The sequence below is a fragment of the Paracoccus seriniphilus genome (assembly GCF_028553745.1).
In the GTDB taxonomy this organism is placed as follows: Bacteria; Pseudomonadota; Alphaproteobacteria; order Rhodobacterales; family Rhodobacteraceae; genus Paracoccus; species Paracoccus seriniphilus.
Genome location: NZ_CP067131.1, coordinates 332,437 through 355,502, shown reverse-complemented (window position 1 = coordinate 355,502; position 23,066 = coordinate 332,437). Strand labels below are relative to the sequence as shown.

Annotated in this window: 19 protein-coding genes and 2 pseudogenes; 13 read left to right on the top strand and 8 right to left on the bottom strand. The window is 60.6% G+C overall.

The genetic code is table 11. The features are described from left to right. Positions 1–33: 33 nt before the first annotated feature. Both JHW44_RS18015 and JHW44_RS18010 read right to left on the bottom strand, forming a co-directional pair. Positions 34–762 (bottom strand): SDR family oxidoreductase, encoded by a 729-nt coding sequence (locus JHW44_RS18015; RefSeq protein WP_089345977.1) that lies wholly within the window; start codon positions 760–762, stop codon positions 34–36. Positions 763–1,003: 241 nt separating this feature from the next. Then, on the bottom strand, positions 1,004–1,423 hold the full coding sequence (locus JHW44_RS18010) for a Fur family transcriptional regulator (RefSeq protein WP_089345979.1): 420 nt from the start codon (positions 1,421–1,423) through the stop codon (positions 1,004–1,006). Between the two features lie 157 nt (positions 1,424–1,580). On the opposite strand from JHW44_RS18010, the gene JHW44_RS18005 reads away from it, so the two are divergent. The 8 genes from JHW44_RS18005 to JHW44_RS17970 all read left to right on the top strand — a co-directional run bounded on the left by JHW44_RS18005 (position 1,581) and on the right by JHW44_RS17970 (position 9,015). Next, the gene (locus tag JHW44_RS18005; RefSeq protein WP_089345988.1) at positions 1,581–2,498 is read left to right on the top strand and encodes a metal ABC transporter substrate-binding protein; all 918 of its coding nucleotides are present in this window, start codon (positions 1,581–1,583) and stop codon (positions 2,496–2,498) included. A gap of 47 nt (positions 2,499–2,545) precedes the next feature. Beyond that, entirely contained in the window at positions 2,546–3,433 is an 888-nt protein-coding gene (locus tag JHW44_RS18000; protein WP_089345980.1) for a manganese/iron ABC transporter ATP-binding protein, read from the top strand. Continuing rightward, positions 3,430–4,293 (top strand): metal ABC transporter permease, encoded by an 864-nt coding sequence (locus JHW44_RS17995; protein ID WP_089345981.1) that lies wholly within the window; start codon positions 3,430–3,432, stop codon positions 4,291–4,293. The genes JHW44_RS18000 and JHW44_RS17995 overlap by 4 nt, the downstream gene beginning before the upstream one ends. Continuing rightward, positions 4,293–5,123: a metal ABC transporter permease gene (locus JHW44_RS17990; protein ID WP_179217802.1), complete on the top strand. Its 831-nt coding sequence runs from the start codon at positions 4,293–4,295 to the stop codon at positions 5,121–5,123. The genes JHW44_RS17995 and JHW44_RS17990 overlap by 1 nt, the downstream gene beginning before the upstream one ends. A 108-nt stretch (positions 5,124–5,231) precedes the next feature. Next, complete coding sequence (gene osmF / locus JHW44_RS17985; RefSeq protein ID WP_179217803.1) at positions 5,232–6,143, top strand: glycine betaine ABC transporter substrate-binding protein OsmF; 912 nt, start codon at positions 5,232–5,234, stop codon at positions 6,141–6,143. Between the two features lie 30 nt (positions 6,144–6,173). After that, positions 6,174–7,343: an ABC transporter permease gene (locus JHW44_RS17980; protein ID WP_089345983.1), complete on the top strand. Its 1,170-nt coding sequence runs from the start codon at positions 6,174–6,176 to the stop codon at positions 7,341–7,343. Then, entirely contained in the window at positions 7,340–8,275 is a 936-nt protein-coding gene (locus JHW44_RS17975; protein ID WP_089345984.1) for an ABC transporter ATP-binding protein, read from the top strand. Before JHW44_RS17980 ends, JHW44_RS17975 begins: the two co-directional genes overlap by 4 nt. Next, positions 8,272–9,015 carry an ABC transporter permease gene (locus tag JHW44_RS17970; RefSeq protein ID WP_089345985.1) on the top strand — a complete coding sequence of 248 codons (744 nt, stop codon included), beginning with the start codon at positions 8,272–8,274 and terminating at the stop codon, positions 9,013–9,015. The genes JHW44_RS17975 and JHW44_RS17970 overlap by 4 nt, the downstream gene beginning before the upstream one ends. A 52-nt stretch (positions 9,016–9,067) precedes the next feature. Here JHW44_RS17970 and lhpI read toward each other — a convergent pair. Next, a pseudogene (lhpI, locus tag JHW44_RS17965) lies at positions 9,068–10,757 on the bottom strand (cis-3-hydroxy-L-proline dehydratase). Between the two features lie 184 nt (positions 10,758–10,941). Here lhpI and JHW44_RS17960 point away from each other — a divergent pair. The 3 genes and pseudogenes from JHW44_RS17960 to JHW44_RS17950 all read left to right on the top strand — a co-directional run. Further along, positions 10,942–11,556 carry a helix-turn-helix domain-containing protein gene (locus JHW44_RS17960; RefSeq protein ID WP_089345986.1) on the top strand — a complete coding sequence of 205 codons (615 nt, stop codon included), beginning with the start codon at positions 10,942–10,944 and terminating at the stop codon, positions 11,554–11,556. Between the two features lie 51 nt (positions 11,557–11,607). Continuing rightward, positions 11,608–12,645, top strand: coding sequence for an Ldh family oxidoreductase (locus tag JHW44_RS17955; protein ID WP_089345987.1), 1,038 nt, complete (start codon positions 11,608–11,610; stop codon positions 12,643–12,645). A 434-nt stretch (positions 12,646–13,079) separates the two neighbouring features. Then, positions 13,080–13,739 (top strand): annotated as a pseudogene (locus tag JHW44_RS17950) (IS3 family transposase); the annotation flags it as partial. Positions 13,740–14,072: 333 nt separating this feature from the next. Here JHW44_RS17950 and JHW44_RS17945 read toward each other — a convergent pair. Both JHW44_RS17945 and JHW44_RS17940 read right to left on the bottom strand, forming a co-directional pair. Further along, the gene (locus JHW44_RS17945; protein WP_089346111.1) at positions 14,073–16,346 is read right to left on the bottom strand and encodes a calcium-binding protein; all 2,274 of its coding nucleotides are present in this window, start codon (positions 16,344–16,346) and stop codon (positions 14,073–14,075) included. A gap of 119 nt (positions 16,347–16,465) precedes the next feature. Beyond that, complete coding sequence (locus JHW44_RS17940) at positions 16,466–17,395, bottom strand: LysR family transcriptional regulator (protein ID WP_089346110.1); 930 nt, start codon at positions 17,393–17,395, stop codon at positions 16,466–16,468. Positions 17,396–17,631: 236 nt separating this feature from the next. On the opposite strand from JHW44_RS17940, the gene JHW44_RS17935 reads away from it, so the two are divergent. After that, a complete protein-coding gene (locus JHW44_RS17935; RefSeq protein WP_089346109.1) occupies positions 17,632–18,360 on the top strand; it encodes an HAD-IA family hydrolase in 729 nt (242 codons plus the stop codon). Positions 18,361–18,363: 3 nt separating this feature from the next. Further along, the gene (locus JHW44_RS17930; RefSeq protein ID WP_089346108.1) at positions 18,364–19,671 is read left to right on the top strand and encodes an NAD(P)/FAD-dependent oxidoreductase; all 1,308 of its coding nucleotides are present in this window, start codon (positions 18,364–18,366) and stop codon (positions 19,669–19,671) included. 23 nt (positions 19,672–19,694) lie between these two features. On the opposite strand, the gene JHW44_RS17925 is transcribed toward JHW44_RS17930, so the two are convergent. The 3 genes from JHW44_RS17925 to JHW44_RS17915 all read right to left on the bottom strand — a co-directional run bounded on the left by JHW44_RS17925 (position 19,695) and on the right by JHW44_RS17915 (position 23,038). Next, positions 19,695–20,597, bottom strand: coding sequence for a LysR family transcriptional regulator (locus JHW44_RS17925; protein ID WP_089346107.1), 903 nt, complete (start codon positions 20,595–20,597; stop codon positions 19,695–19,697). Between the two features lie 96 nt (positions 20,598–20,693). Beyond that, positions 20,694–20,948: a hypothetical protein gene (locus JHW44_RS17920; RefSeq protein ID WP_089346106.1), complete on the bottom strand. Its 255-nt coding sequence runs from the start codon at positions 20,946–20,948 to the stop codon at positions 20,694–20,696. A 53-nt stretch (positions 20,949–21,001) separates the two neighbouring features. Continuing rightward, positions 21,002–23,038: an oxidoreductase gene (locus JHW44_RS17915; protein WP_089346105.1), complete on the bottom strand. Its 2,037-nt coding sequence runs from the start codon at positions 23,036–23,038 to the stop codon at positions 21,002–21,004. Positions 23,039–23,066: the final 28 nt, after the last annotated feature.

Genomic DNA, 23,066 nt, shown 5'->3' with positions numbered 1-23,066 from the left:
CCGCCTTCCTTTGCTTGCACCCGTTCCCGTCACTTACAGATCGACGCTGTTGGGCAACAGAACCAGATCGCGAATGGTGACATTGCGCGGGCGAGTCAGCATGAACAGGACACATTCCGCGACTTCGGTCGGCTGCATCAGGCTGCCATTGGCCAGGGCCTCGTCCATCTTGGCCTTGGGCCAGTCATCCAGCAGGGCGGTGACGACCGGACCGGGCAAGATCGCCCCGACGCGCACGCCATGCGGGGCCATCTGGCGGCGCACGGTATGGGTGAAGGCCTGTACGGCATGTTTGGATGCGGTATAGATCGGTTCCCAGACAACGGGGATCACCCCGGCGACCGAACTGGTCATGATGATATCGCCACGCTTCTGGGCCACCATATGCGGCAGTACCGCACGGACCGAGCGGAAAGCCGCATTGATGTTCAGGTTCAGCATGTGATCCCAGTCGTCGGGATCTCCCTCAAGCACATTGCCCCCGACATAGGCACCGGCATTGGCGTGAAAGATGTCCAGCCCGCCGGTCTGGCGCAGGATGTCATCCAGCATGGTTTTCACGCTGGACGGGTCCAGCAGGTTGGTGACGACCGGAAAGGCGTTCGGTCCCAGTTCGTCACAGATTTCCTGCAGCCGGTCTGCCGCATAATCGACCAATGCGACCTTTGCACCGGCCTGTAGAAAGGTCTTCGCGCATTCCAGTCCAATTCCTGACGCAGCACCGGTTACGGCGGCGACGCGGCCTTCTAGGCTGTTGCTCATCATGTCCTCCTGTCGGGAATGTCAGTGTCGCGCCACCCGATCGGGCGCGCCGTGATATTCGTTCCCCGGTCAGTCATGGCAGTTTCGGATGCCCACACGTGACGGCACGGCTGCCATGGTTCCCCCTCCCGGCTGATCGCCCTTCCGACGTGCAGCATGAAAGCCTTTGCCGGAACGCGAGCTTGATACAATGGATGTGCAATCAATACAAATGTAAAGTCAGCCGCCATCGGGTCAGGAATCACCCGTCAATCTTGCGGGCGCGGATGACGGTGTGATGGCTGACAATCTCATAGCCCATGCGCCGGACCAACTCCTCGCGCAGGCGGTTGATTTCATCGCTGGCCAATTCGATCACATCACCGCTGTCGACATCGATCAGATGGTCATGATCTGCCGTCGGGGTGATTTCATAGCGCGCCGATTCATTCTCGAAGCTGAGGCGGCGGATCAGCCCGGCCTCTTCCAATGCGGACAGCGTGCGATACACGGTCGCCAGCGATACGGAATCATCAATCGCCCGCGTGCGCACGAACAGTTCATCCGCGTTCGGATGATCGGCGGATTTCATCAGCACCGACAGCAAGGTCATTCGCTGTTGCGTCGCGCGAAGCCCTGCATCCCGCAGCGCCTGTGTCAGGTCGTTGATTTCAGCGGCCATCGCATTTCCTTCCGTCGTCTTTCCTTCAGATAGCGCGAAGCGGCGACAACGACAACAAAATGCGAATGTGTCTCATTACGCTTGACTATTGCGAATGAGTTGCATTTACATGCAACGACAGAATGCAAACAGGCAGGACACGGACAGGGCGATCATCATGACCACGACAAGAATTCAGCTGGCCGTTGCTGCGGCGGTTCTGGCAATCAGCGCCAGCACGGCATGGGCCGACGACCGCATGAAGGTTGTGACCACCTTCACGGTGCTTGCCGATATGGCGCAAAACGTGGCGGGGGATGCGGCCGATGTCGTGTCGATCACGAAGCCGGGCGCCGAAATTCACGGCTATGAGCCCACGCCGCGTGACATCGTCCGTGCACAGGGTGCCGATCTGATCCTGTGGAACGGCCTGAACCTTGAACGCTGGTTCGAGCAATTCCTGCGCAATATGCGCGATGTTCCCTCGGTGACGCTGAGCGAGGGGATCGAGCCCATTTCGATCACTTCGGGCAGCTATGAGGGAAAGGCAAATCCTCATGCCTGGATGGGTCTTGATAACGCCCTGGTTTACATCGAAAATATCGCCGCGGCATTTCGCGAGCACGACCCTGACAACGCCGAGGTATATGAACGCAATGCCGCTGCCTACAAGGAAGAGCTGCGCGCCACGCTGGAACCGCTGCGCGAACAGATTGCCCAGGTGCCCGAGGATCAGCGCTGGCTGGTCACCTGCGAAGGTGCCTTCAGCTATCTGGCCCGCGATTTCGACATGAAGGAACTTTATCTCTGGCCGATCAATGCCGATCAGATGGGCACGCCCCAACAGGTCCGCGCGGTAATCGACGGCGTTCGCAAGAACAGGATTCCCGTGGTCTTTTGTGAAAGCACGGTCAACAGCAGCCCCGCCCGACAGATCGCCCGCGAGACAGGCGCACATTTCGGAGGCGATCTCTATGTCGACAGCCTGTCTGAACCCGACGGGCCCGTGCCGACCTATCTTGACCTGCTGAGGGTCACCTCTTCGACCATCGCCGATGGTCTGGTCGAGGGCTTGGCCGAACAAGCCGACAACTGAGCGATCCATCCCCAATAGAAACGCCAATGCAGCAAGAGAGCACCCTGATGCAAGATGATCCGACCCCGACTTCCCGAGATCCATCCCCAGGCATCAGTGCAAGAGACGTGACGGTGACCTATCGCAATGGCCACACCGCGCTGCGCCACGCCAGTTTCGAGATCCCGCGCGGCACCGTGACGGCCCTTGTCGGAGTCAATGGCGCGGGGAAATCGACGTTATTCAAGGCGATGATGGGTTTCGTCCGGGTTGCGGGCGGCGAGATCAGCCTGCTAGGGATGAGCATTCCCCAGGCCCTGCGGAAAAATCTGGTGGCCTATGTGCCCCAGGCGGAGGAAGTCGACTGGTCTTTTCCGGTGCTGGTCGAAGATGTGGTGATGATGGGCCGATACGGCCACATGGGAATGCTGCGCCGCCCCTCGCGGGTTGACCATCAGGCCGTCGATGAGGCGCTGACCCGCGTCAACATGCAGGATTTCCGACATCGCCAGATCGGCGAACTGTCCGGCGGACAGAAAAAGCGGGTCTTTCTGGCCCGCGCGCTGGCGCAGGAAGGGAAGGTGATCCTGCTCGACGAACCCTTTACCGGCGTTGACGTGAAAACCGAGGAACAGATCATTGCCCTGCTTGGCGAGTTGCGTGCCGAGGGGCGGGTGATGCTGGTCTCGACCCACAATCTTGGCTCGGTCCCCGAATTCTGCGACCGGGTGGTTCTGGTCAAGGGCACGGTGCTGGCCTATGGCCCCACCGAAACCACCTTTACACGCCACAATCTCGAGGCCGCTTTCGGCGGTGTCCTGCGCCACTTCACGTTGGGCGGCGATACGCTGCACGACGATGCCGATCCGCGTCACGTGACCATCATCTCGGATGATGAACGTCCGCTGGTCCAATATGGCGACCGGACACATACGCGCGAGGATCGTGAATCATGAACATCCTGCTGGAGCCATTTTCCTATGGATATATGACCAATGCGATGTGGGTCTCGGCCCTTGTCGGGGCAGTCTGCGCCTTTCTGTCATCTTATCTGATGCTGAAGGGCTGGTCCCTGATCGGTGATGCCCTGTCCCATTCGGTCGTTCCCGGCGTGGCGGGCGCCTATATGCTGGGCCTTCCCTTTGCCTTGGGCGCATTCCTGTCGGGCGGGCTGGCCGCAGCGGCAATGTTGTTCCTGTCGGACCGCTCGGGTCTGAAGGTCGACGTGGTGATCGGCCTGATCTTCACGTCCTTCTTCGGACTTGGCCTGTTCATGGTCTCGATCAATCCCATGGCGATTTCGGTGCAGACCATCACCATGGGAAACATTCTGGCCATTACCCCCGAGGATACCTTGCAACTGGCCATCATCGGCTTTGTGTCGCTGGCGGTGCTCTTGCTGAAATGGAAAGATCTGATGGTGGTCTTCTTTGATGAAAACCACGCCCGATCAATCGGCCTGCGCCCGGCGCTTTTGAAGGCGGTGTTCTTCATTCTGCTCTCTGCCTGCGTGGTGGCCGCCATGCAGACGGTGGGTGCCTTCCTGGTCATCGCCATGGTGGTGACGCCCGGCGCGACGGCCTATCTGCTGTGTGATCGCTTTCCCCGCCTGATCGCCCTGTCGGTGGTGATCGGCGCAGCGACCAGCTTTCTGGGGGCCTATCTCAGCTATTTCCTGAACGGGGCCACCGGCGGCATCATTGTCTGTCTGCAAACCCTTATCTTCCTGACGGTCTTTGTCCTTGCCCCCAAGCACGGCCTTTTGGCGGCAAGGGCCAAGGCCGCCGCAGCCCTGCACGACAAGGAGATGATCTGATGTGGGAGGAATTGTGGCTGCCGATGCAATTCGCCTTCATGCAGGATGCCCTGCTGATTTCGGCCTTGGTGGCGGTGCCGACGGCCTTGCTGTCCTGCTTTCTTGTGTTGAAGGGCTGGGCGCTGATGGGGGATGCCATCAGCCATGCGGTTCTGCCGGGGATCGTGCTGGCCTATATCCTTGGTTTCCCGCTGATCATCGGCGCGTTCGGGGCCGGTATGGTGACGGCCCTGACAACCGGCTATCTGTCCGACAACAGCCGCGTCAAACAGGATACCGTGATGGGCGTGGTGTTTTCAGGCATGTTCGGTCTGGGGATCGTGCTTTACACCTCGATTTCCTCGGATGTGCATCTGGATCACATCCTGTTTGGCAATATGCTGGGGGTCGAGCCAGTCGATCTGTGGACCGCAGGGCTGATCGGTGGCTTCGTCTCGGCTGCGCTGCTGCTGAAATGGAAGGATCTGATGCTGCACGCCTTTGATCCCGCTCAGGCACGGGCTTCGGGGTTGCCGGTCAATCTGCTGCATTATGGCTTGCTGACCTTGCTGTCGCTGACGATTGTGGCGACACTGACTGCGACCGGGCTGATCCTTGCCGTAGGCCTGTTGATTGCGCCGGGTGCGATTGCCTTCCTGCTGGTGCGCAGCTTTGGTGCGATGCTGGTCGTGGCGGTCCTCGTGTGCCTTGGGGCAATGCTGGGCGGGGTCTATCTCAGCTTCTTTCTCGACAGCGCCCCGGCTCCGACGATCATCCTGATCCTGACGGCCATTTTCATTCTGGCTTTCCTGCGCAAGACCCTCTTTCGGCAAAGCAGCGTGTCAATTTGAGTGAACTGTAGCGGGTTTTCCCCTGTCGCCTCGGATTTCTGCGGAACATAATGGCGGGAATCGTGTTGGGGGCCACGCCCAGAATTTTTGCGAAACGGGAAATCGGATATGAAATTTCGGAAATACATGTCGCTTGTTGTGGCTGGCCTTGCGCTTGGCTCGGGGATGGCATCGGCGCAGGTCGTGGTCTCCTCCAAGATAGACACCGAGGGCGGCATTCTGGGGACGATGATCGTCAAGGCCCTTAATGCTGGCGGGATCGAAACCGAAAACCGTTTGCAACTGGGAGGCACACCGATCCTGCGCGAGGCGATCACCGCAGGAGAAATCGACATCTATCCCGAATATACCGGCAATGCGGCCTTCTTTTTCAACGAAGCCGAAAGCCCGGTCTGGAAAGACCCCGAGGCCAGCTATGCCCGCGCCGCAGAGCTGGATCTTTCGGCCAATGATATTGTCTGGCTGCCGCCGGCCCCAGCCAACAACACCTGGGCGATTGCCCTGCGTGGCGATGTTGCGGGCGAACATGATCTGGTCAGCATGAGCGATCTTGGTGCCTTCATCGAATCCGGGGGCGAGGTCAAACTGGCGGCCTCGGCCGAATTCGTGAATTCGGCGGCGGCGCTGCCGTCCTTTCAGGACACATACGAATTCGAACTGTCGTCCGATCAGCTGGTAATCCTGTCGGGCGGCGATACGGCGGCAACCATAGCCGCAGCCGCACGCGGCACCAGCGGCGTCAATGCCGCCATGGTCTATGGCACCGATGGCGGCATCAGCCCATCCGGTCTGGTGGTGATGGAGGATGACAAGAATGTGCAGCCCCTATATCAGCCCGCTCCGCTGGTTCGCGGCGAAGTTCTGGAAGCCCACCCCGAGATTGCCGAGCTTCTGGCCCCGGTTTTTTCCCGGCTTGATCTGGAAACATTGCAGGAATTGAACGCGCGGGTGCAGATCAACGGTGAGCCGACCGATGCGGTGGTCAGTGACTTCATGTCATCCGCCGGGCTGCTGGACTGATCCGGCGATTGTCGAATGGCGGATGACCTCATGGCGACGGGTGGCCGTCTGGACAGGCTTGGCACCCTGATCGGTGCAATCATCGCTGTGGGGGCTTTGCTGCCATTCGCGTCCCTGCGCGCCAACCGCATCGTGCAGGGCGAGGGGGTGGCCTTCTGGCAGGCCCTTCCTGTCGCGCAGTCCGGTTTGCTGCTGGCGGCCTTGTGCGTGGCTGTCATTGGCGGCTTGTTGTTGCGGTCCCGATCTCTGCGTCTGGTCAGCAGCCTTGGCGCCTTGGCGGCTCTGCTGATCCTGATGGGGCAGGCAGGTAACCATCTGACCCCTGCGGACAATGATCTGGCCCGTGTCTCGCCTGCCAGTGGGTTCTGGGTGCTGTTGTTCGGGCTGTCACTTGCGGTAGCAGATGCGCTGACGCGATTGAATTTGCTGCCTGTCTGGCGGATTTTCGGCGTGTTTCTGACCGCGGCGGCATTGGTGGCCCTGCTTGGGTCCGGCCAGTGGGATGCCCTGTCCGTGATGAAGGAATACGATGTGCGCGCTGCCACCTTCTGGCGCGAGGCGCAGCGGCATTTGATGCTGGCCTTCGGCTCGCTGCTGGCGGCGGTTGTTGTCGGCGTGCCACTGGGCATCGTCTGCTTTCGCCTGCCGCGCGTAAGAGCAACGGTGCTGAACCTGCTGAACATTGTGCAGACCATCCCTTCGATCGCCGTCTTCGGGTTGCTGATCGCGCCGCTGGCATGGCTCGCGGCCAATATCCCCGGCGCGGCGGCCAGTGGAATTTCCGGCATCGGGGCCGCACCCGCACTGGTCGCCCTGTTTGCCTACTCATTGCTGCCGGTCGTGTCCAACACGCTGTTGGGGCTGGAAAATGTCCCGGCGCGGCTGCGCGAGGCCGCATTCGGCATGGGCATGACGCGGTGGCAGACATTGTCTTCGGTCGAGGCACCGCTGGCCTTCCCTGTGATCCTGACCGGTATTCGTATCGTGCTGGTGCAGAATATAGGTCTTGCCACGATTGCCGGACTGATCGGAGGCGGAGGTTTCGGAGTCTTCGTCTTTCAGGGGATGGGACAGACCGCGACCGATCTGATCCTGCTGGGTGCATTGCCGACCGTTCTGCTGGCGACCGCATCTGCCGTCCTGCTGGATGCGGCAGTTGAACTGAGTGAAGGCCCGGGAACAAGGAGCGCACGCCCATGATCGAGCTTGAGTCGCTGACCAAGGCCTATGACGAAAATACGGTCGTGGACCGCGTTTCGCTGACGGTCGATTCCGGCACCATCGCCGCCATCGTCGGAACCTCGGGTTCGGGCAAGACGACCCTGCTGCGCATGATCAACCGGCTGGTCCAGCCCAGTTCGGGGCGCATTCTGATCGACGGGCAGGATACCAGCCGTGTCCCGCCCCACGAGCTGCGCCGCAAGATCGGCTATGCCATTCAGGGGCACGGGTTGTTTCCACATCGCAGTGTGGCGCGCAATATCGGCACGGTGCCGGGGCTGCTCGGCTGGGATCGGGCCCGGATCGGCGCGCGCGTCGATGAGTTGCTAGAGATGTTTGGACTGGAGCCTTCCGAATTCCGCGACCGGATGCCCCATGAGTTGTCAGGTGGCCAGCAACAGCGCGTCGGCGTTGCACGGGCCCTGGCGGCGCGACCCAATATCCTGCTGATGGATGAACCCTTTGGCGCGCTGGATCCGATCATCCGGGCCAAGGCCCAGGACGATCTGCTGGCCATCCAGCGTCGTGTCGGCACCACCATCGTGCTGGTGACCCATGACATGAATGAAGCCATCGCGCTTGGCGACAATATTGCGGTGATGGATCAGGGACGGCTGCTGCAATATGCCCCACCCAAAGAGATCATCGCGGCCCCCGCAACCCCCTTTGTCGAGGCCCTGATCGGTGCCGAGGATCGCCCGTTCCGCATTCTGGCTCTGCGCGACATCAGGGATCTGGTCGAGCCGGGACCGGCAGATGGCCCGGCGATAGACTCTGCCTCCTCGGCGCGGGCCGCCTATGCCGAACTGTTGTGGTCGGGCAGGGCAGCCGCGCCGGTGCGCGAGGGTGATCGCGTAATCGGGCGCATTTCCCTGCATGTGCTGGAAATGCAGGCGGCAAGACCGACATGAGCGGCGCATTCATCATCAGGTTGCTGGTGCTGGCGCTGCTGAGCGCATTTCTGATCGCGCCGGAAATCTTTGCGCCTTTTTTCGCGCTGTTCACGACGCGCGGTGCGCCCGCCATCTATACCCAGACCGATATGCTGTCGCTGGCGCTGAACCATCTTGCGCTGGTGGTTGCCGCGGTTTCGGCCGCGACCGTCATTGCGGTGGGGCTGGCGGTTCTGGTGACGCGCCCGGCCTGGACCGAATTCCTGCCGCTGTCGCGGGCGCTGGCCAATATCGGCCAGACCTTTCCGCCGATCGCGGTGCTGGCCCTGGCGGTGCCGGCGATGGGGTTTGGCAACGGCCCGACCCTGATTGCCCTGTTTCTTTACGGGCTGCTGCCGATCTTTGAAAATACCATGACCGGGCTGTCGAACCTGCCGCCATCGGTGCAGGAGGCCGCCCGAGGCATGGGCATGTCGGACCGGCAACGGCTGTTACAGGTCGAACTGCCTTTGGCCATGCCGGTCATCCTGGGCGGGATCCGGCTGTCGACGGTGATCGCGATTTCGACGGCGACCATCGGATCGACCGTGGCCGCACGGACCTTGGGCGAAGTCATCATCGCCGGGCTGCTGTCCAACAATATCGCCTTCATCCTGCAGGGTGGTCTGGTCGTGGGGGCGCTTGCGGTGCTGATCCATGACGGCTTTGTCGCGCTGGAGCGCCGCATTGCAGCAGGAACCGGCGCAGGACGGTCCTGATCTGCGCCGCAATCGTCGCGGCCCGGATCGTTTTTGCGTGCCGCCGCGAGGCTCATCCCAAGAAACGGGCGATCCAGGCGGGCAAAGCCGATGATGCCTGGCCGCTGCACGCCGCCTCCGCGCATTGGGCAAGTGATCCGAAACGCACGGCACGATTGCTTAGGCCCGGCGCATAATGGGCATATTTGCCGGAATTGGTCATCAACACCCGGGCTGAAGGCGGGAACACCGGTTCCGAAATCGAACACCAGCACAGATCGGGAAGGATCTTCACACCAGCCGCTTGCAAACGTGCCTGCACGCCATTTTCAGCGATACTGGCAAGCGTTCCGCGTCCCACGGTGATGATGGTGGTGACATCCGGATGGACCGTTCTGCCCTCCATCAGATCGGCAAAGGCAGCGGATTCTGCGGCGGAAAAATGCGGGCTGCCAAGCGCAACCAGATCGACCGCTGCGGCACCCTGATTGAAACCGGCCCAGAGCCGGGCGAATTCCGCTGCACCGATGGTCAGGTGATCGGCATCCGCTGTTGGCGGAAGATTGGCCTCGGGCGTAATGCCGGCGATATGCAGCATGGGCGAGGCCGACGTGGTGCCAAAGGCGGCGCAGAGTGCCTTGAGGTCATCACGGGATGGCGTCGTTCGCTCCAGCCCGCGGATCAGCGGTATTCGGTCGGGCGCAGCCTGACCGACCAGCCAGCCCAGCATCGGCCAGAAGGCATCATCGAAATCACGGGGCAAAGCAACATCGATGACCCTGCGCGGCGCACGGTTTTCATCAAGATAAACCCCGGCACGCGGCGCCCGTCCGGTCAGCGCGATGCAGAGATCCATGAAATCGGCATGTTTGATGCTGCGCGCCCCCAGAACGGAATTGGCATAGATCACTGCATTGCTTTCGGCCCATGCGATGTCCTCGCCCGGAACCGGCTTGTCCTCCAGCAGGTAGGGCGCGCAGGTAAAGGTCGGATGCGCGCCCATCTCGACATAGGCATCGGCAAGCTGGCTTGCCGGCAGTCCGAATTCCTCGCCGACTCCTTGGGCATGCCAATTGGCATGATCGACCGAAATGGCATTCATCGTGGTAGGCACCCGCACCCGCGCGCCCAGATCCGCCATGCGACGTGCAAAGACCAGAAAAGCCGGGCCGGCATAGATACAGCCGTCGATATGAACCCGGGTCACATCGGTCAGGCTTGCAGCCCCCTGAACGGTGGCCATCGTGGTTATGATCTCCATTGCCAATCGGACCGCTTCACCATGGGCACCGGACAGGAACTCACGATCCGTCTCGTTCAGATGCAATGCGCTCGGGACGACAGGATCAAGCGCCAGATTCAGTGGTCCGGCCCGCAACCGCATGGCAGAGATCGTGGCATTTTCCTGCCCGGCCACGGCGTCATATTCATCGGCGGACAACCGCAGCACCGCGATGTCATGGCCGAACAGGCGCGAGGCAACCAGAGCGCCAAGCGTCAGGATATCCTCGGGTTCGCGAAAGATCAGCGCCTTCGGTGCCGCCCCGGCAAAGGTCAGCCCCAGCAACACGCCGCTGCCGGTGCAGGACCCTCGGCTTGTCGGCATCATCACGATACGCCCCGCCAGACTGCATCCATATTGAGGATGATGGGCATCAATGATGCGGCCCGTCGCAGGATCGACGCCCCCCCCAGAGGCTGAGTCCTTGCGCGCATGAAAGGATCGGCCCCTCACAGGTCGATGAAACGATCGATTGTGCCAAATCACGTCCTTTCCCTGCATGTGCCGGTCGCGGGGCCAACTGTGACAAGGAAAAACAGCTTCAGCCGACTTTTCTGCGTTTTGTCACCGGCAAGCGAGATGCAATCGTTGCCTGAAACTCGAGATTATGCTTAAACGAGCATAGATGGTAATAAAAGACAATTTTATCCTGAACGGAAAAGCACATGGCAAGCGCCGCAGTGGATGATTGGGAAGCCGAACGTCAGCACCTGAGAAACGAGTTGGGCAACCGCATGAAAGCCATTCGCCAGAACTGCGGCTTGACGCTGGAGGGCGCGGCCCAACGTTCGGGACTGGCGTTGTCGACGATTCACAAGATCGAAAACGGTCGCGTTTCGCCAAGCTATGAAAATCTGGTGCGCATGGCGCGGGCCTATGACATCGGCATGGAACGGCTGTTTTCCTCGGATCATGACACCAATCCGACGACGCGCATGACCGTGACCCGCGCCGGGGCAGGGCGCGTCGTGCGCAGCAAGAACTTCGAATATGAAGTTCTGTGCAATGCGCTGACCGACAAGAAGATCATCCCGCTGGTGACGCGTGTAGAACGGCGCGAGCCTTTGACCGTCAAGGATCTGGAATCTCATGATGGTGAAGAGACTATCTTCGTTCTGTCCGGGCGGGTCGAGCTGACCGTTGAACATTACGAACCCGTCGCGCTTGAACCGGGCGACTGCGCCTATTTCGACAGCACACTCAAGCATGGGCTGCGCGCGCTGGATGAAGGTGAAACCAAGGTTTTCTGGGCCTGCACCTATATCGATGTCGACAAATAGCAGGTCGCAGCGAACTTACCCCCTGAACCTTTCCAAGGAGAAAGCCCGAAAATGGCTGAGCCACAAGTGATTTCCGTAGAGGACCTGCTGCAGCGGGTCGGATCGATCTTTGAAAGCTGCGGTCTGCGGCCCGAAAGCGCCCAGGCGGTTGCCCGCGTCATCGTGGCCGGTGAGCGTGACAACTGCAAATCGCATGGCATCTATCGCATCGAAGGCTGCTTGCGGGTGCTGCAGGCAGGAAAAGTGGTGCCGGATGCCATTCCCGAGGTCGTGGATTCGGGCAAATCGGTGATCGAGGTCAAGGCTCATGGCGGCTTCTCGCCTCCGGCCTTCGAGGCGGCCCTGTCGACATTAGTCGGACGCACGAAGGAAAACGGAGTGGCCGCGCTTGTCATCCGCGATTGCCTGCATTTCTCGGCCCTTTGGCATGATGTCGAGGCTTTGGCGGCCAATGGGCTGGCCTCGCTGTCCATGTGCCCCAGCTATGCCTCGGTCGCGCCGACCGGCGGCAGTGAGCCCCTGCTGGGCACCAATCCCATCGCCTTCGGCTGGCCGCGCCCCGATGCGCATCCCTATGTGTTCGATTTCGCGACCTCGGTCGCCGCGCGCGGAGAGATCGAACTGCACCGGCGGGCGGGCACGCCGATCCCCGATGGCTGGGCCGTGGACCGCGAGGGAAATCCGACCAATGATCCCGAAGCCGCGCTGGCCGGAGCCATGCTGCCTTTCGGCGCGCACAAGGGGTCGGCAATCTCGACGATGGTCGAGCTTCTGGCCGGGGCCATGCTGGGCGAGTTCATGAGCAAGGAGGCACTGGATTTCGTCGGGGGCACGCATCTGCTGCCGCGCCACGGCGCTCTGGTCGTGGCCTTTGACCCGGCAACATTCGCCGCGCGCAGCGGTCGCGATCCGCTGGCCGAAGGCGAAAGATTGCTGACCGCCATCAGCGGGCAGGGCGCGCGCCTGCCGTCCCAGCGCCGCTTTGCCGCCCGAGAGCAATCCCTGCGCGACGGGATCAAGCTCAGCGCCGAGGAAATGGCCCAGCTTGACCGCTTTGATCGTGAGGGGCTTACTGCCGTTCAGGACTAGGTGTCGAACTGCACAAGACAAGGGGCAGGAGGAAACTCCATCCGTCCCTTGTCGAGAATATCCGCCCGAAACTTGGCGCGGACAGACCGGAGTTGCCCGCAATCGGGATTGTCATGGATCGCCATGAGGTTGTGTTGACGATCCAATCCCTGCTCTTTCAGGAAGCTGAATAACTATTTTAACCCAGATGGATATCGCATCAATCTCATCTTATGCATGAATAATTCTTGCTCTTCTGTTCGGTCAGATTGACGATGCGTGCCTTTCCGGAAATGTGATCCTGCTCTGTTGGCCCAACCGGTCAGGATCGGTGGATTTGCCGCAGGTACCGGTTAATCAGTCCGGGGTAGGCTGTCCCCCAACTCCATGACTTTGCGGATGGAGTTTCCTTCCTCTTTCAAGAGGTCGACAAGAGCTTGGGTTGCGGTTTCGGCATGACGCAGGAACTCGATGAACTTGGCAGCCAGGTCGGGCAACGCCCTGTGGCGCGGATCATGCGTGATAACGGCATCCAGGTGCTGCGCAGCCGCAAGTTCAAGCGCACGACCGACAGCAATCACACCTTCAATATCGCGCCCAACCTGTTGCGTCAGGATTTCACCGCAAGCGCCCCGAACCAGAAGTGGGCGGGAGACATCACCTATCTTTGGACCCGCGAGGGATGGGCCTGTCTTGCCGTGATCATTGACCTCTATTCGCGACGGGTGATCGGATGGGCCCTGAGCAACCGCATGAAACAGGATCTGGCCTTGCGCGCTTTGGACATGGCGATTGCCCTGCGAAAGCCGCCCCCGGGCTGCATCCACCACACTGATCGCGGCGCCCGATACTGTGCCCACGAGTATCAAAAGCATCTGCGCAAGCACCACTTGGTGCCGTCGATGAGCGGAAAGGGAAATTGCCATGAAAATTCGGCCGTCGAGAGCTTCTTCACGTCGCTGAAGGCCGAATTGATCTGGCGCCGGACCTGGCAGCCCCGCAGAGAGGTCTAACTGGCCGCCTTCGAATACATCAACAGCTTCTACAACCCACGCCGACGGCATTCGGCCATCGGCTGGAAATCACCCGTGGCTTGCGAAAAGATCGCCGTCTAACATGAGCTAAACACCGGAACGAAAACGGTGTAGGTCCAGATGACGGCAGCTTCATGAATTATCCGGGTTAACCCTTCCCAAATATATGTCTGAAGCCGCGCCCGAAGCGCTGATGGCAAATGTGCCGACATAGGTCATCCTGCCAAACAGGATGAATTACAATCAGACGGTCATCCCCCGAGATTCAGGTTTTGTTAGAAACGCTTTAGGTCAACCGGAGATTACGCCGCCAGGGAGTTTCCACCACCGCCGCGACACGACCTGAGCGTGTTGCATGACAAACTGGGCAACGGGCAAATGTGCGCCGAACCGCCTTCATGCGACAACGTTCCTTCAAAGCATGAAATCGCTTTCATGCAGAGAGATGCGGCCGGAAAGCTCGATCGAGAAATCTGCCACGCGATCTCCATCGACATCTCCGAAGATGATCGATTTGTCTCCGCGGTATTGATATCGCAATTCTGCGGCCTCACCCGAGAAATCGCTTTTCCCGACAAAGTCGAATGCCTGATCGCCGCCTCGGTTCTGGTTGGCATCCACCGCTGACAGATCGATCACGTCATTCTGGCTGCGTGTGAAATCGGTGATCACATCCCGGCTGCCGGATGTCGCGCCCGTATCCGACAGATCCGCAAAGACGAAATGATCCGCCCCGGAACCTCCGGTCATCAAGTCCTTGCCGGACCCACCTTCAAGTTCGTCTGCTCCCTTTCCGCCCGACAGTTCATCGTCGCCGATGCCGCCAAGAAGCGTGTCATTGCCCCAACCGCCTTCCAGCCTGTCGAGACCTTTGCCACCGTCCAGCATGTCGGCTCCGTAGCTGCCGCTAAGTGTATCTTGTCCGACGCCACCGTCTATACGGTCCGCTCCCTTGCCGCCGAACAGGTCGTCATTTCCACTGCCGCCAAGAAGCGTGTCATTGTTCGATCCGCCGTCCAGCGTATCCGCCCCGACGCTGCCTTGAATTTGATCCTTGCCTGAACCGCCCTGCAAAACGTCCGCGCCCTTGCCGCCCAGCAGGATGTCGCGACCGCTGCCGCCCGCCAGCACATCATCGCCCGCGCCACCTTCCAGTTGATCGGCATCCTTGCCACCTGACAACTGGTCCTGCGCGCTGCCACCAAGAAGCGTGTCGTTGCCGGAACCACCTTCAAGCGTGTCGTTTCCAACGCTGCCATTGAGGATGTCGTTGCCCGCATCGCCTGTCAGAAGATCTGCACCCTTGCCACCGGAAATGTCGTCACTTCCGCTGCCTCCCGACATGACATCTCGGCCGCCATTGCCCGTCAGCAGATCGGCCTGATCGCCCCCTGCCAGCCAGTCATTGCCGGACCCGCCCGCAAGCGTATCGCGCCCGAGGCCGCCCAGCAGGATGTCATCGCCGCTCTTGGCGTCATAGAGGTCATCCTGGGCCCCAAAGCTGACCCGGTTGGAATGAGAATCCCCCGGCGACAATTCGGCTGAGTCGAAGGTGATCTGATAGCTTACGTCGGAATGGCGCGAACTGGTGGTCAGATCCTTGAAGATGGCGCCTAGCGTGGGAAAATTCTCGTCAAGATAATCGGCGACCCGGTCGCGCAGCGACTCGTTCTTCTGCTCCGTCTCCTCCAGGGTATGGATCTCGCGCATCTCGCCATCGACGATCTCGAAGTTGTCGAGCATCGGCAGCGTTTCATCCATCAGGTCCTGATCGAAGTCATGCAGCTCCTTGGCCTCGCCGGCGTTATCGAAAAGGGCGGCCAGATTGTCATAGCCGACGTCACGCACCTTGTCCTTGAGCAGCTGCATCAGCCCAGAGGCACCGCTATCCGTCACGGTTTCATAGAAGGATTCCAACCCGCTGCCGCTGGTCTCCTGGGTGGCCGTGTCGCTGGTGTTGACCCAATCGCTGTCCTCATAGAGATCGGGGATGTCTTCCCATTCATATTCCGGTGACTGAAACCGCGCGACAATGGTATCCACGGTGTCCTCCACCGCTTCTTCGACGAAGGCCCAGCCGCGTTCCAGCAGGGTGGGTTGATCGATGACCACTGTGTCGATGTAATCGGCGACCACTTCCTTGTCGATCAGCAGGTACAGTTCGTCCTTGGGAAGGCTGCCCAGATCGACGGGCGTTTCGACGAGATCGGTGCAGGTGGAAACGATCTCGGCCCCACCGACCATCATGTCGACCGCTTCCGGTTCCAACCACATCGCGGCCCAGCCAGTTTCGCCGCGGTCCAAATGGGGGGTGTTCAGATATCCGTCGCTCTCGATCCACTCGGCATAGCCATCCGGTTCATCCAGGTAGATCTGCCTGATCGTCGCCTTGTAATAGTCGTCACCATACCAGTCACCGTCTGGGCTGCCATCGACCCAGTCCGAATATTCATCGGGATCGTGGACGGTACCGTATTCGCTGATCGTGGTTTCAAAGCTGACTTTCTCCGTATAGCCGCCCAACCGAAGGGAATTGCCATAGTCCAGGATCGGAAAGTTCGGGCCGAGGATGTTGTCGGGTTTGATCATCTCGGGGAAGGGGGCCTCGCTGTAGGCGTAGCTGATCTGGATATAGACCCAGCGGGCCTCATCAAGATCGTCGCGACAGACCGAAACCGTATACCCCATGGAATTGAACCCCTTCAGATCACTGTTGTGGGGCAGGGTAGTGAATCGCCTCTACATGCGGCAAGGGAAAAGAACCGCAATATGCACGTGAAAGTTGTTTCACGTATGGAACGACCAGGTCAGGGGATGGGCAATTCGGGATACATGCCTTGCAGGCTGCGGTAATCCTGCTGCAATTGGGCAATCATCCAATCTCTGACATGCTCAACCACCGGGCGGTTCGAGGGTTTGTCCGATTGCAGCATGGAACAGATCCGGTCGGTGACCTGAACATGTGGCAGGGCAGGAACGAGTTGCCTTTCACGCATCCGGTGGCCCACCACATTCAGCCAGCCCCAGCAGATGCCTTGGCCCAGCAAGGCAGCCTGGATGACAATAGCATAGTCGTCAAAGGTCAGGGGCGGTGACTCGGCCCCGGGCGTGCTGTCGAAAAAGTCGTCATGGGGCAGGGGCTGCCCGCCCGACAGCCGGATCATCGTCGGATTGATCTTCTTGCCCTGTATCGTCTCGCGATAGGCGGGTGTGCATAGCGGAAGCAGCACCTCTGGCATGATCGGAAAGACCCGCAGCCCGTCCCGCCGCTGATCCGGTGCAAGAAATCGCATGCCCAGATCCACATCATCCACCGGTCCGGTCAAGGCCCCCATCACCAGTTGAAAGCGCAGATCGACATTCGGAAATTCGGCCTTGAAGCTGCTCATCCGCGGCATCAGCCAATGGGTGGTAAAGGCGGTGGAAAGCGACAGGGTCACCCTGTCGTGATCTGCGCCGCGCGATTCGACCTCGGTGACTGCCGCGCCAATCATGGCCATGGCGCGGGTGGTGGCCTGATGAAGCAATGCGCCGTTCTCGTTCAGCGACAATCCTGCCGTCCTGCGCTGGAACAGCGGTGTGCCCAGATGCTCTTCCAGCCGTTTCATCATCCGGCTGACCGCGGCCGGGGTCACATTCAGCTCGTCGGCTGCCCTGCTGAAATTCAGATGCCGCCCCGCCGCCTCGAAGGCGAAGAGGGCGTTCATCGACGGCAACTGATGGCGCGGAGCTTTCATTACATCATGTAACTATATGGCAAACTTTAATTCAATTGCCGAATGGTCTGTTCCACTGCAACTGTGCATCACGGGATACGCCCGCCAAGGGGTGCATTTGAGATCTGATGGTGCTTGGAAACCAAGAGAAATTTTGACGTGCCGCTGGCAAGCCGTGCCAAGACGCAAAGCCGTGCCACATGGTGCAAGCTGCCGCTGCCCAACAGCGAAACAGCATGAACAAGGAGTAACAGAAGATGAAACTGGGCGATTTCAAGGTCATGACATTCGACGTCGTGGGCACGCTGATCGACTTCGAGACGGGGGTGCTGGATGCGGTGCGTCGTCTGGGCGGGGACAAGGCTGCGGGGGCCAGTGACTATGAAATCTTTGAACCCTATCTGAGGGCGCGCGATCGTTTCCATGGTCGATCCTCCTTTGCGTTTCGTGACGTATATCTGTCGCTTGCCCAAGAGGCCGGATTCGATTGCTCGGACGAGATTGCCAATGCTTTTCAGTTGTCGGTGCTGCGCTGGCCGGCCTTTGCGGATTCGGCAGCGGCCCTCGCACGGCTTCGTCGCAATTACCGGCTGGTTGCCATGACAAATGCCGATCGCACGGCCTTTACGGCCTATGAACATCTTCTGGGTCGACCCTTTCACGATGCGGTCACCTGTGACGAGACAGGCTATGCGAAACCAGCGCCAGAATTCTTTGCTTACAACAAGGGGCGGCAATCGGCGTTCGGGTTCAAGCAATCCGAGATCCTGCATGTCGCCCAAAGCCAGCACCATGATATCGGCATTGCCAGGGAACTGGGCTATGCGACCTGCTGGATCGAGCGGCGCGCCAGCCAGCCCGGCTTTGGGGCGTCGCCGATCCCCGCACAGGTCACCACGCCGGATTTCCACTTTACCTCTTTGGTCGAGCTTGCCGATGCGGTTGATCGGGATCGGGCGGGTGATGCCGCCCTTCCCTCCAGCTAGGGGATGACGGCAATGGAATTCCCGCAGGCTGACATTGACTCGCTATGGCAGGCCAGCGCCCCGCCGCCACCAGAGCCCCAGCGCCTTGCGGGAAGTCGGCAGGCCGAGATTGCCGTCATTGGCGGCGGTTATACCGGCCTGTCGACTGCCCATGCCCTGGCGCGACAGGGCGTGGATGTCGTCGTTCTGGAGGCCAATCGCCTGGGCTGGGGGGCCTCGGGGCGCAATGGCGGCGTGGTGTCGGGCAAATTCCGTATCAGCTATGCACGGATGGCACGCCTTTGGGGATTGGACGTTGCCCGCCGGATGCATGGGATCGGCGTTGCGGCGATGGAGAATGTCGCCGATCTTCTGGATGAATATGACATCGACGCGCAATATCGGCCAAGCGGGTCGCTTCGTTGCGCCCATCGGCCCGAGGCCCTGTCCGCCCTGCGGGAAGAATGTGTCTGGTTGCGCGATGTTCTGGGTGACAGGTCGGTTTCGATGCTGGATGCCACCGAAATGCATGACGAGATCGGGGCGAAGGGGTTTTGCGGTGGAATGCTGAATCTGCGCGGCGGTGTGATCCACCCGCTGCGGTTTCATCGCGGTCTGGCCGCCGGTCTGCGTGCGGATGGGGTTGCCATTCATGACGAGAGTCCGGTCACGGCGATCGAGCATCTGCGCGGCGGCGGGCTGAATCTGCATTTGCCGCAAGGGCAGCTGCGCGTGCAACAAGCCGTGCTGGCCACAAATGCCTATTCCTCGCTGACCCCGGCAGGTGATGCGATCCGGCGCCGGGTCGTGCCCTTCCGCTCGGCCATGATTGCGACCGGTCCGCTGACAGGCCTTTCGGGCGCGACTTTGCTGGGAAATGGCCGCAGCTATACCGAGACCCGCCGCATGATGCGCTGGTTCCGCATGTCGGGTGGGCGGCTGCTATATGGTGGTCGGGGTGCCTTCGGACAGCGGGATCGGGCCTCGGCCTTCGCGGCATTGGAAAGGGCGCTCCTCCGCCAGTTTCCGCAACTGGAAGGACAAGAAATCACCCATCGCTGGTCGGGCCTGGTTGCCATGACGATGGACAGCCTGCCTCATGTCGGGCGGCTGGACGACCGGCTGGTCTATGCCATGGGCTATAATGGAACCGGTGTGGCCATGGCCAGTTATATGGGCCGTCATGTCGCCGCGACGGTGCTGAACCAGCCTGACGATGCCGGGTTGATCACCGGACTGGGACTGAGAAATGTGCCCTTTTACCCGGCGCGGGAGATCGGGGTGCGCTTGGTTGCCGGATGGTATCAGGCTCTGGATGCACTGGGAAAATAACTCTTCCTTGCGGCGCGATGACCTTACCAGTCGCGCACGGCAAGCAGGGCGTCTCGCTCTTCTTCTGCGCAGCCCAGGAACATGTCCACAACCGCCCGCTGATAATCCTTGCCGGGCATCATCCGGGCGATCCGGCATGGCAGATCGGGTCGGAATCGGCGGATGACGACCTGTGGATCGCGTTTCAGGCGCGCCGTGATCGGATCGATCAGCGCCACCCCAAGATTCTCGCGCACCATGGCGACCATGGCCGAGGACATCGAGGTTTCGGCGGTGCTTTTGATGGTCACCCCGGCATGTTGAAGCAATTCGTCAAACAGGCGGCGCGCGGCGACGACCGCCGTCCACTGGATCACGCGTTCATCTTGCAAGTCAGAGGGCCGGATCAGATCCAGTTCAGCCAGCCGGTGTTCGGCATGCATTGCCAGCACATAGGGCTCGTCGATGAACACCCGTGTCTCGAAGCCGGAGCGTTGGAAAGGGGTTTCGGCCAGGCCCAGCTCAACCTGATGGTTTGCGACCCATTGCTCGACCCCATGAGAGGCCAGGACATGCGAGGTGACTCCGATATCAGGGTTCAGCCGGGAAAACCGCCCCACCACGCGGGGCAGGAAATCAATGCCGAGGGCGGGCAGCACGGCAAGGGTCAGGTTGCTTTCATGGCCTTCGCGGATCTGCCTTGCGCGCGTTCCTAGATCGCTGAGCGAGATGAAGGCACGTTCGACGTCCTCGATCAGCGCATGGGCTTCGCGGGTGGGCACGACGCGGCCCTTGCGCCTTTCGAACAGCTTGATCTGAAGTTCATCCTCAAGGCGGTCCAGCATGCGGCTGACCGCAGACTGGCTGCGCCCCAAGGCATCAGCCGTGCCCGAAACCGTGCCGGTCTGCATGATGATGCGGAAGGCTTCGAGCAGACTGGTGTTCATTCATCGCCTCACTGACAGAATTGTGTGAATAGGTCAGCTCGGGGAAAATGTGAATGACGCATCCGCCCTGAAGCGGCGCGTCATTCCGAGGCCGACCTAGACCATCGCGACGCCGGCTGCGGTCAGGCGCTGTTTGACCTCGGCCAGATTGCCTTCGTAATCCCAGACCTGCACCGTGTCATGGGGGCAGGCCACGAACAGGTGATCCTCGGTAAAGGACAGGATGCGGTCAAGCTTGATGACCTTTTCGACGAATTCTGTCTGGGGCAGGTCCTGTTTGATCAGCTGGCCCTGATCATCATAGCCAATGTGGACGCTGCGGGCGCGGATTCTTGCGGTGAAATATGCCATTCGTGTTTTCCTTTTCTGAATGGGTTGGCAGTGTGTGAAACCATGTTTTGCGTTCAACAGAGCCTGCACAGGCGGAATGCGTCATAGATCGCGGCATGAACATTGCGCGAGGCTTGAGCGTCCCCGATCCGGTGCAGTTCGATGCCCGCTTCCGACCGCGGCTGGGCCTGTTGCGCGACAAGCGCGTGAATGTCCGTCTTGCCGCGATTGCCCGAATGCTGGCGCAATTCGTGAAACAGGTCATCCATCGGCACCGTGCCCATCTCGACGACAAGATGATCAACCAGCAGGGTCCGACTTTCGCGCGTCAACTCGTTCAGCAGCGTGGCCTCGATGCGGTTGTTGTGACGGCGCGCCGCGACAAGGCGTGTGTCGATGTCCGGGCGCAAGCCTCGTTTCGCAAATTCCTTCCGCCAGCGGGTGACCTCGGGATAGACCTGTTCCTGCGCCAGTTCCTTGTCCAGGGTTGCATAGGTGACTTTTGCCCCGCCATCATGGGCAAACAGCGCAGCCATCTGCGCGGGGTGGCGACCGGTGCCATCCCAGATCAGCACGTCATCCTTCAGCGTGACCTGACGGCCAAGCAGCTCCCAGGTCGAAATCGCAAGCTCCGCCCCTTCGCCGAATTCCAGCTGTGGCATGCCGCCGGTCGCCAGAATGACAAGATCGGGGTCATGGGCCAGAATATCCTCGGCATCCATAAAGCTGTTGCAGATGACCTCGATGCCCAGATGCTGCAATTCCATCAGCCGCCAGTCGACGATGCTGATCAGTTCACGCCGCCAGCCCTGCGCCGCCAGCAGCAGTTGTCCGCCCGGCTTTGCCGCAGCTTCAAAGATCTGCACGCTGTGCCCGCGCATGGCCAGAACCCGTGCCGCCTCAAGCCCGGCCGGTCCTGCGCCAATCACGACGGCCTTGCGCCGATTCCCGGGGGCAACTGCTGCGACTTCGGCAGGGAACAGCGTTTCGCGCCCCGTTGCAGCATTGTGCAGGCATTTGGGACGGTGCCCCGACTGGCAGTGACCGGCGCCCACGCAGGGGCGGATGCGATCCTCTTTGCCCTCCAGAAGCTTGCGCACCATATGGGGATCGGCAATCTGCGGCCGGGTCAGGCCGGCCATGTCGATCTTGCCGCTTTCCACCGCATAGCGCGCAGTTGCCAGATCGGACAGTTTCGCGGCGTGAAAGACCGGCAAGCCGATTTCCTCGCGGAAGCTGCCGACGACATTCACCCAGGGTGCCGATCCGATCCCCATGCCGGGCATGTTTTCCTCGGACAGGGCGCGGACGGTGTCCATCGAGCCATAGATGGCATTGAAGAAATCGACAGCCCCCGCATCGCGCAACAGAGCCGCGGCCTCAAGACATTCCTCGGCGGGCAGGATGCCATCGGGGCCTTCATCCACGACAAAGCGCATACCGACCAGAAAATCATCGCTGACCTCTCGGCGGATGGCCTCATGCACCATCAGCGCGAATCTCAGGCGGTTTTGCAGGCTGCCGCCGAAACGGTCGCTGCGCTGGTTGGTCTTGGGCGACAGGAACTGCCCGATCAGGTGGCCCCCGGCCAGGGTCTCGATCCCGTCCAGCCCGCCCTGTTCGCAGCGCCTTGCCGCTGCGCCATAGGCCGTGACGACCCTTGCGATATCATCCTCGTCCATTTCGCGCGGGATGGCGCGATGCAGCGCCTCGCGCACGGGCGAGGGCGCAATGGCGGGCAGCCAGTCTTGTGCATAGGGTTCGGCGCGACGGCCCAGATGGGTGATCTGGCACATCAGCGCGGCGCCTTGGCCGTGCATCCGCTCGGCAAAGCGCTGGAAATGCGGGATGATACCATCCGTGCCGACATCAAGCTGGTTGAAGACATTCGGGCTGTCGCGGTCGACATTGGACGATCCGCCGAACATGGACAATGCCAGCCCGCCGCGCGCCTTTTCCTCGTGATAGGCCTGATAGGCCTCTTGCGGATAGCCGTCCTTTTGCAGCCCGCAGGCGTGACTGGTCGAGATGATGCGGTTGCGGAAAGTGGTTTTCTTGATCGTCAGCGGTCGAAGAAGCGGATCCTTGATCACGGTGGTCTGGGTATTCATTTGGCAATATCTCTCTGTTGGCCGCAAA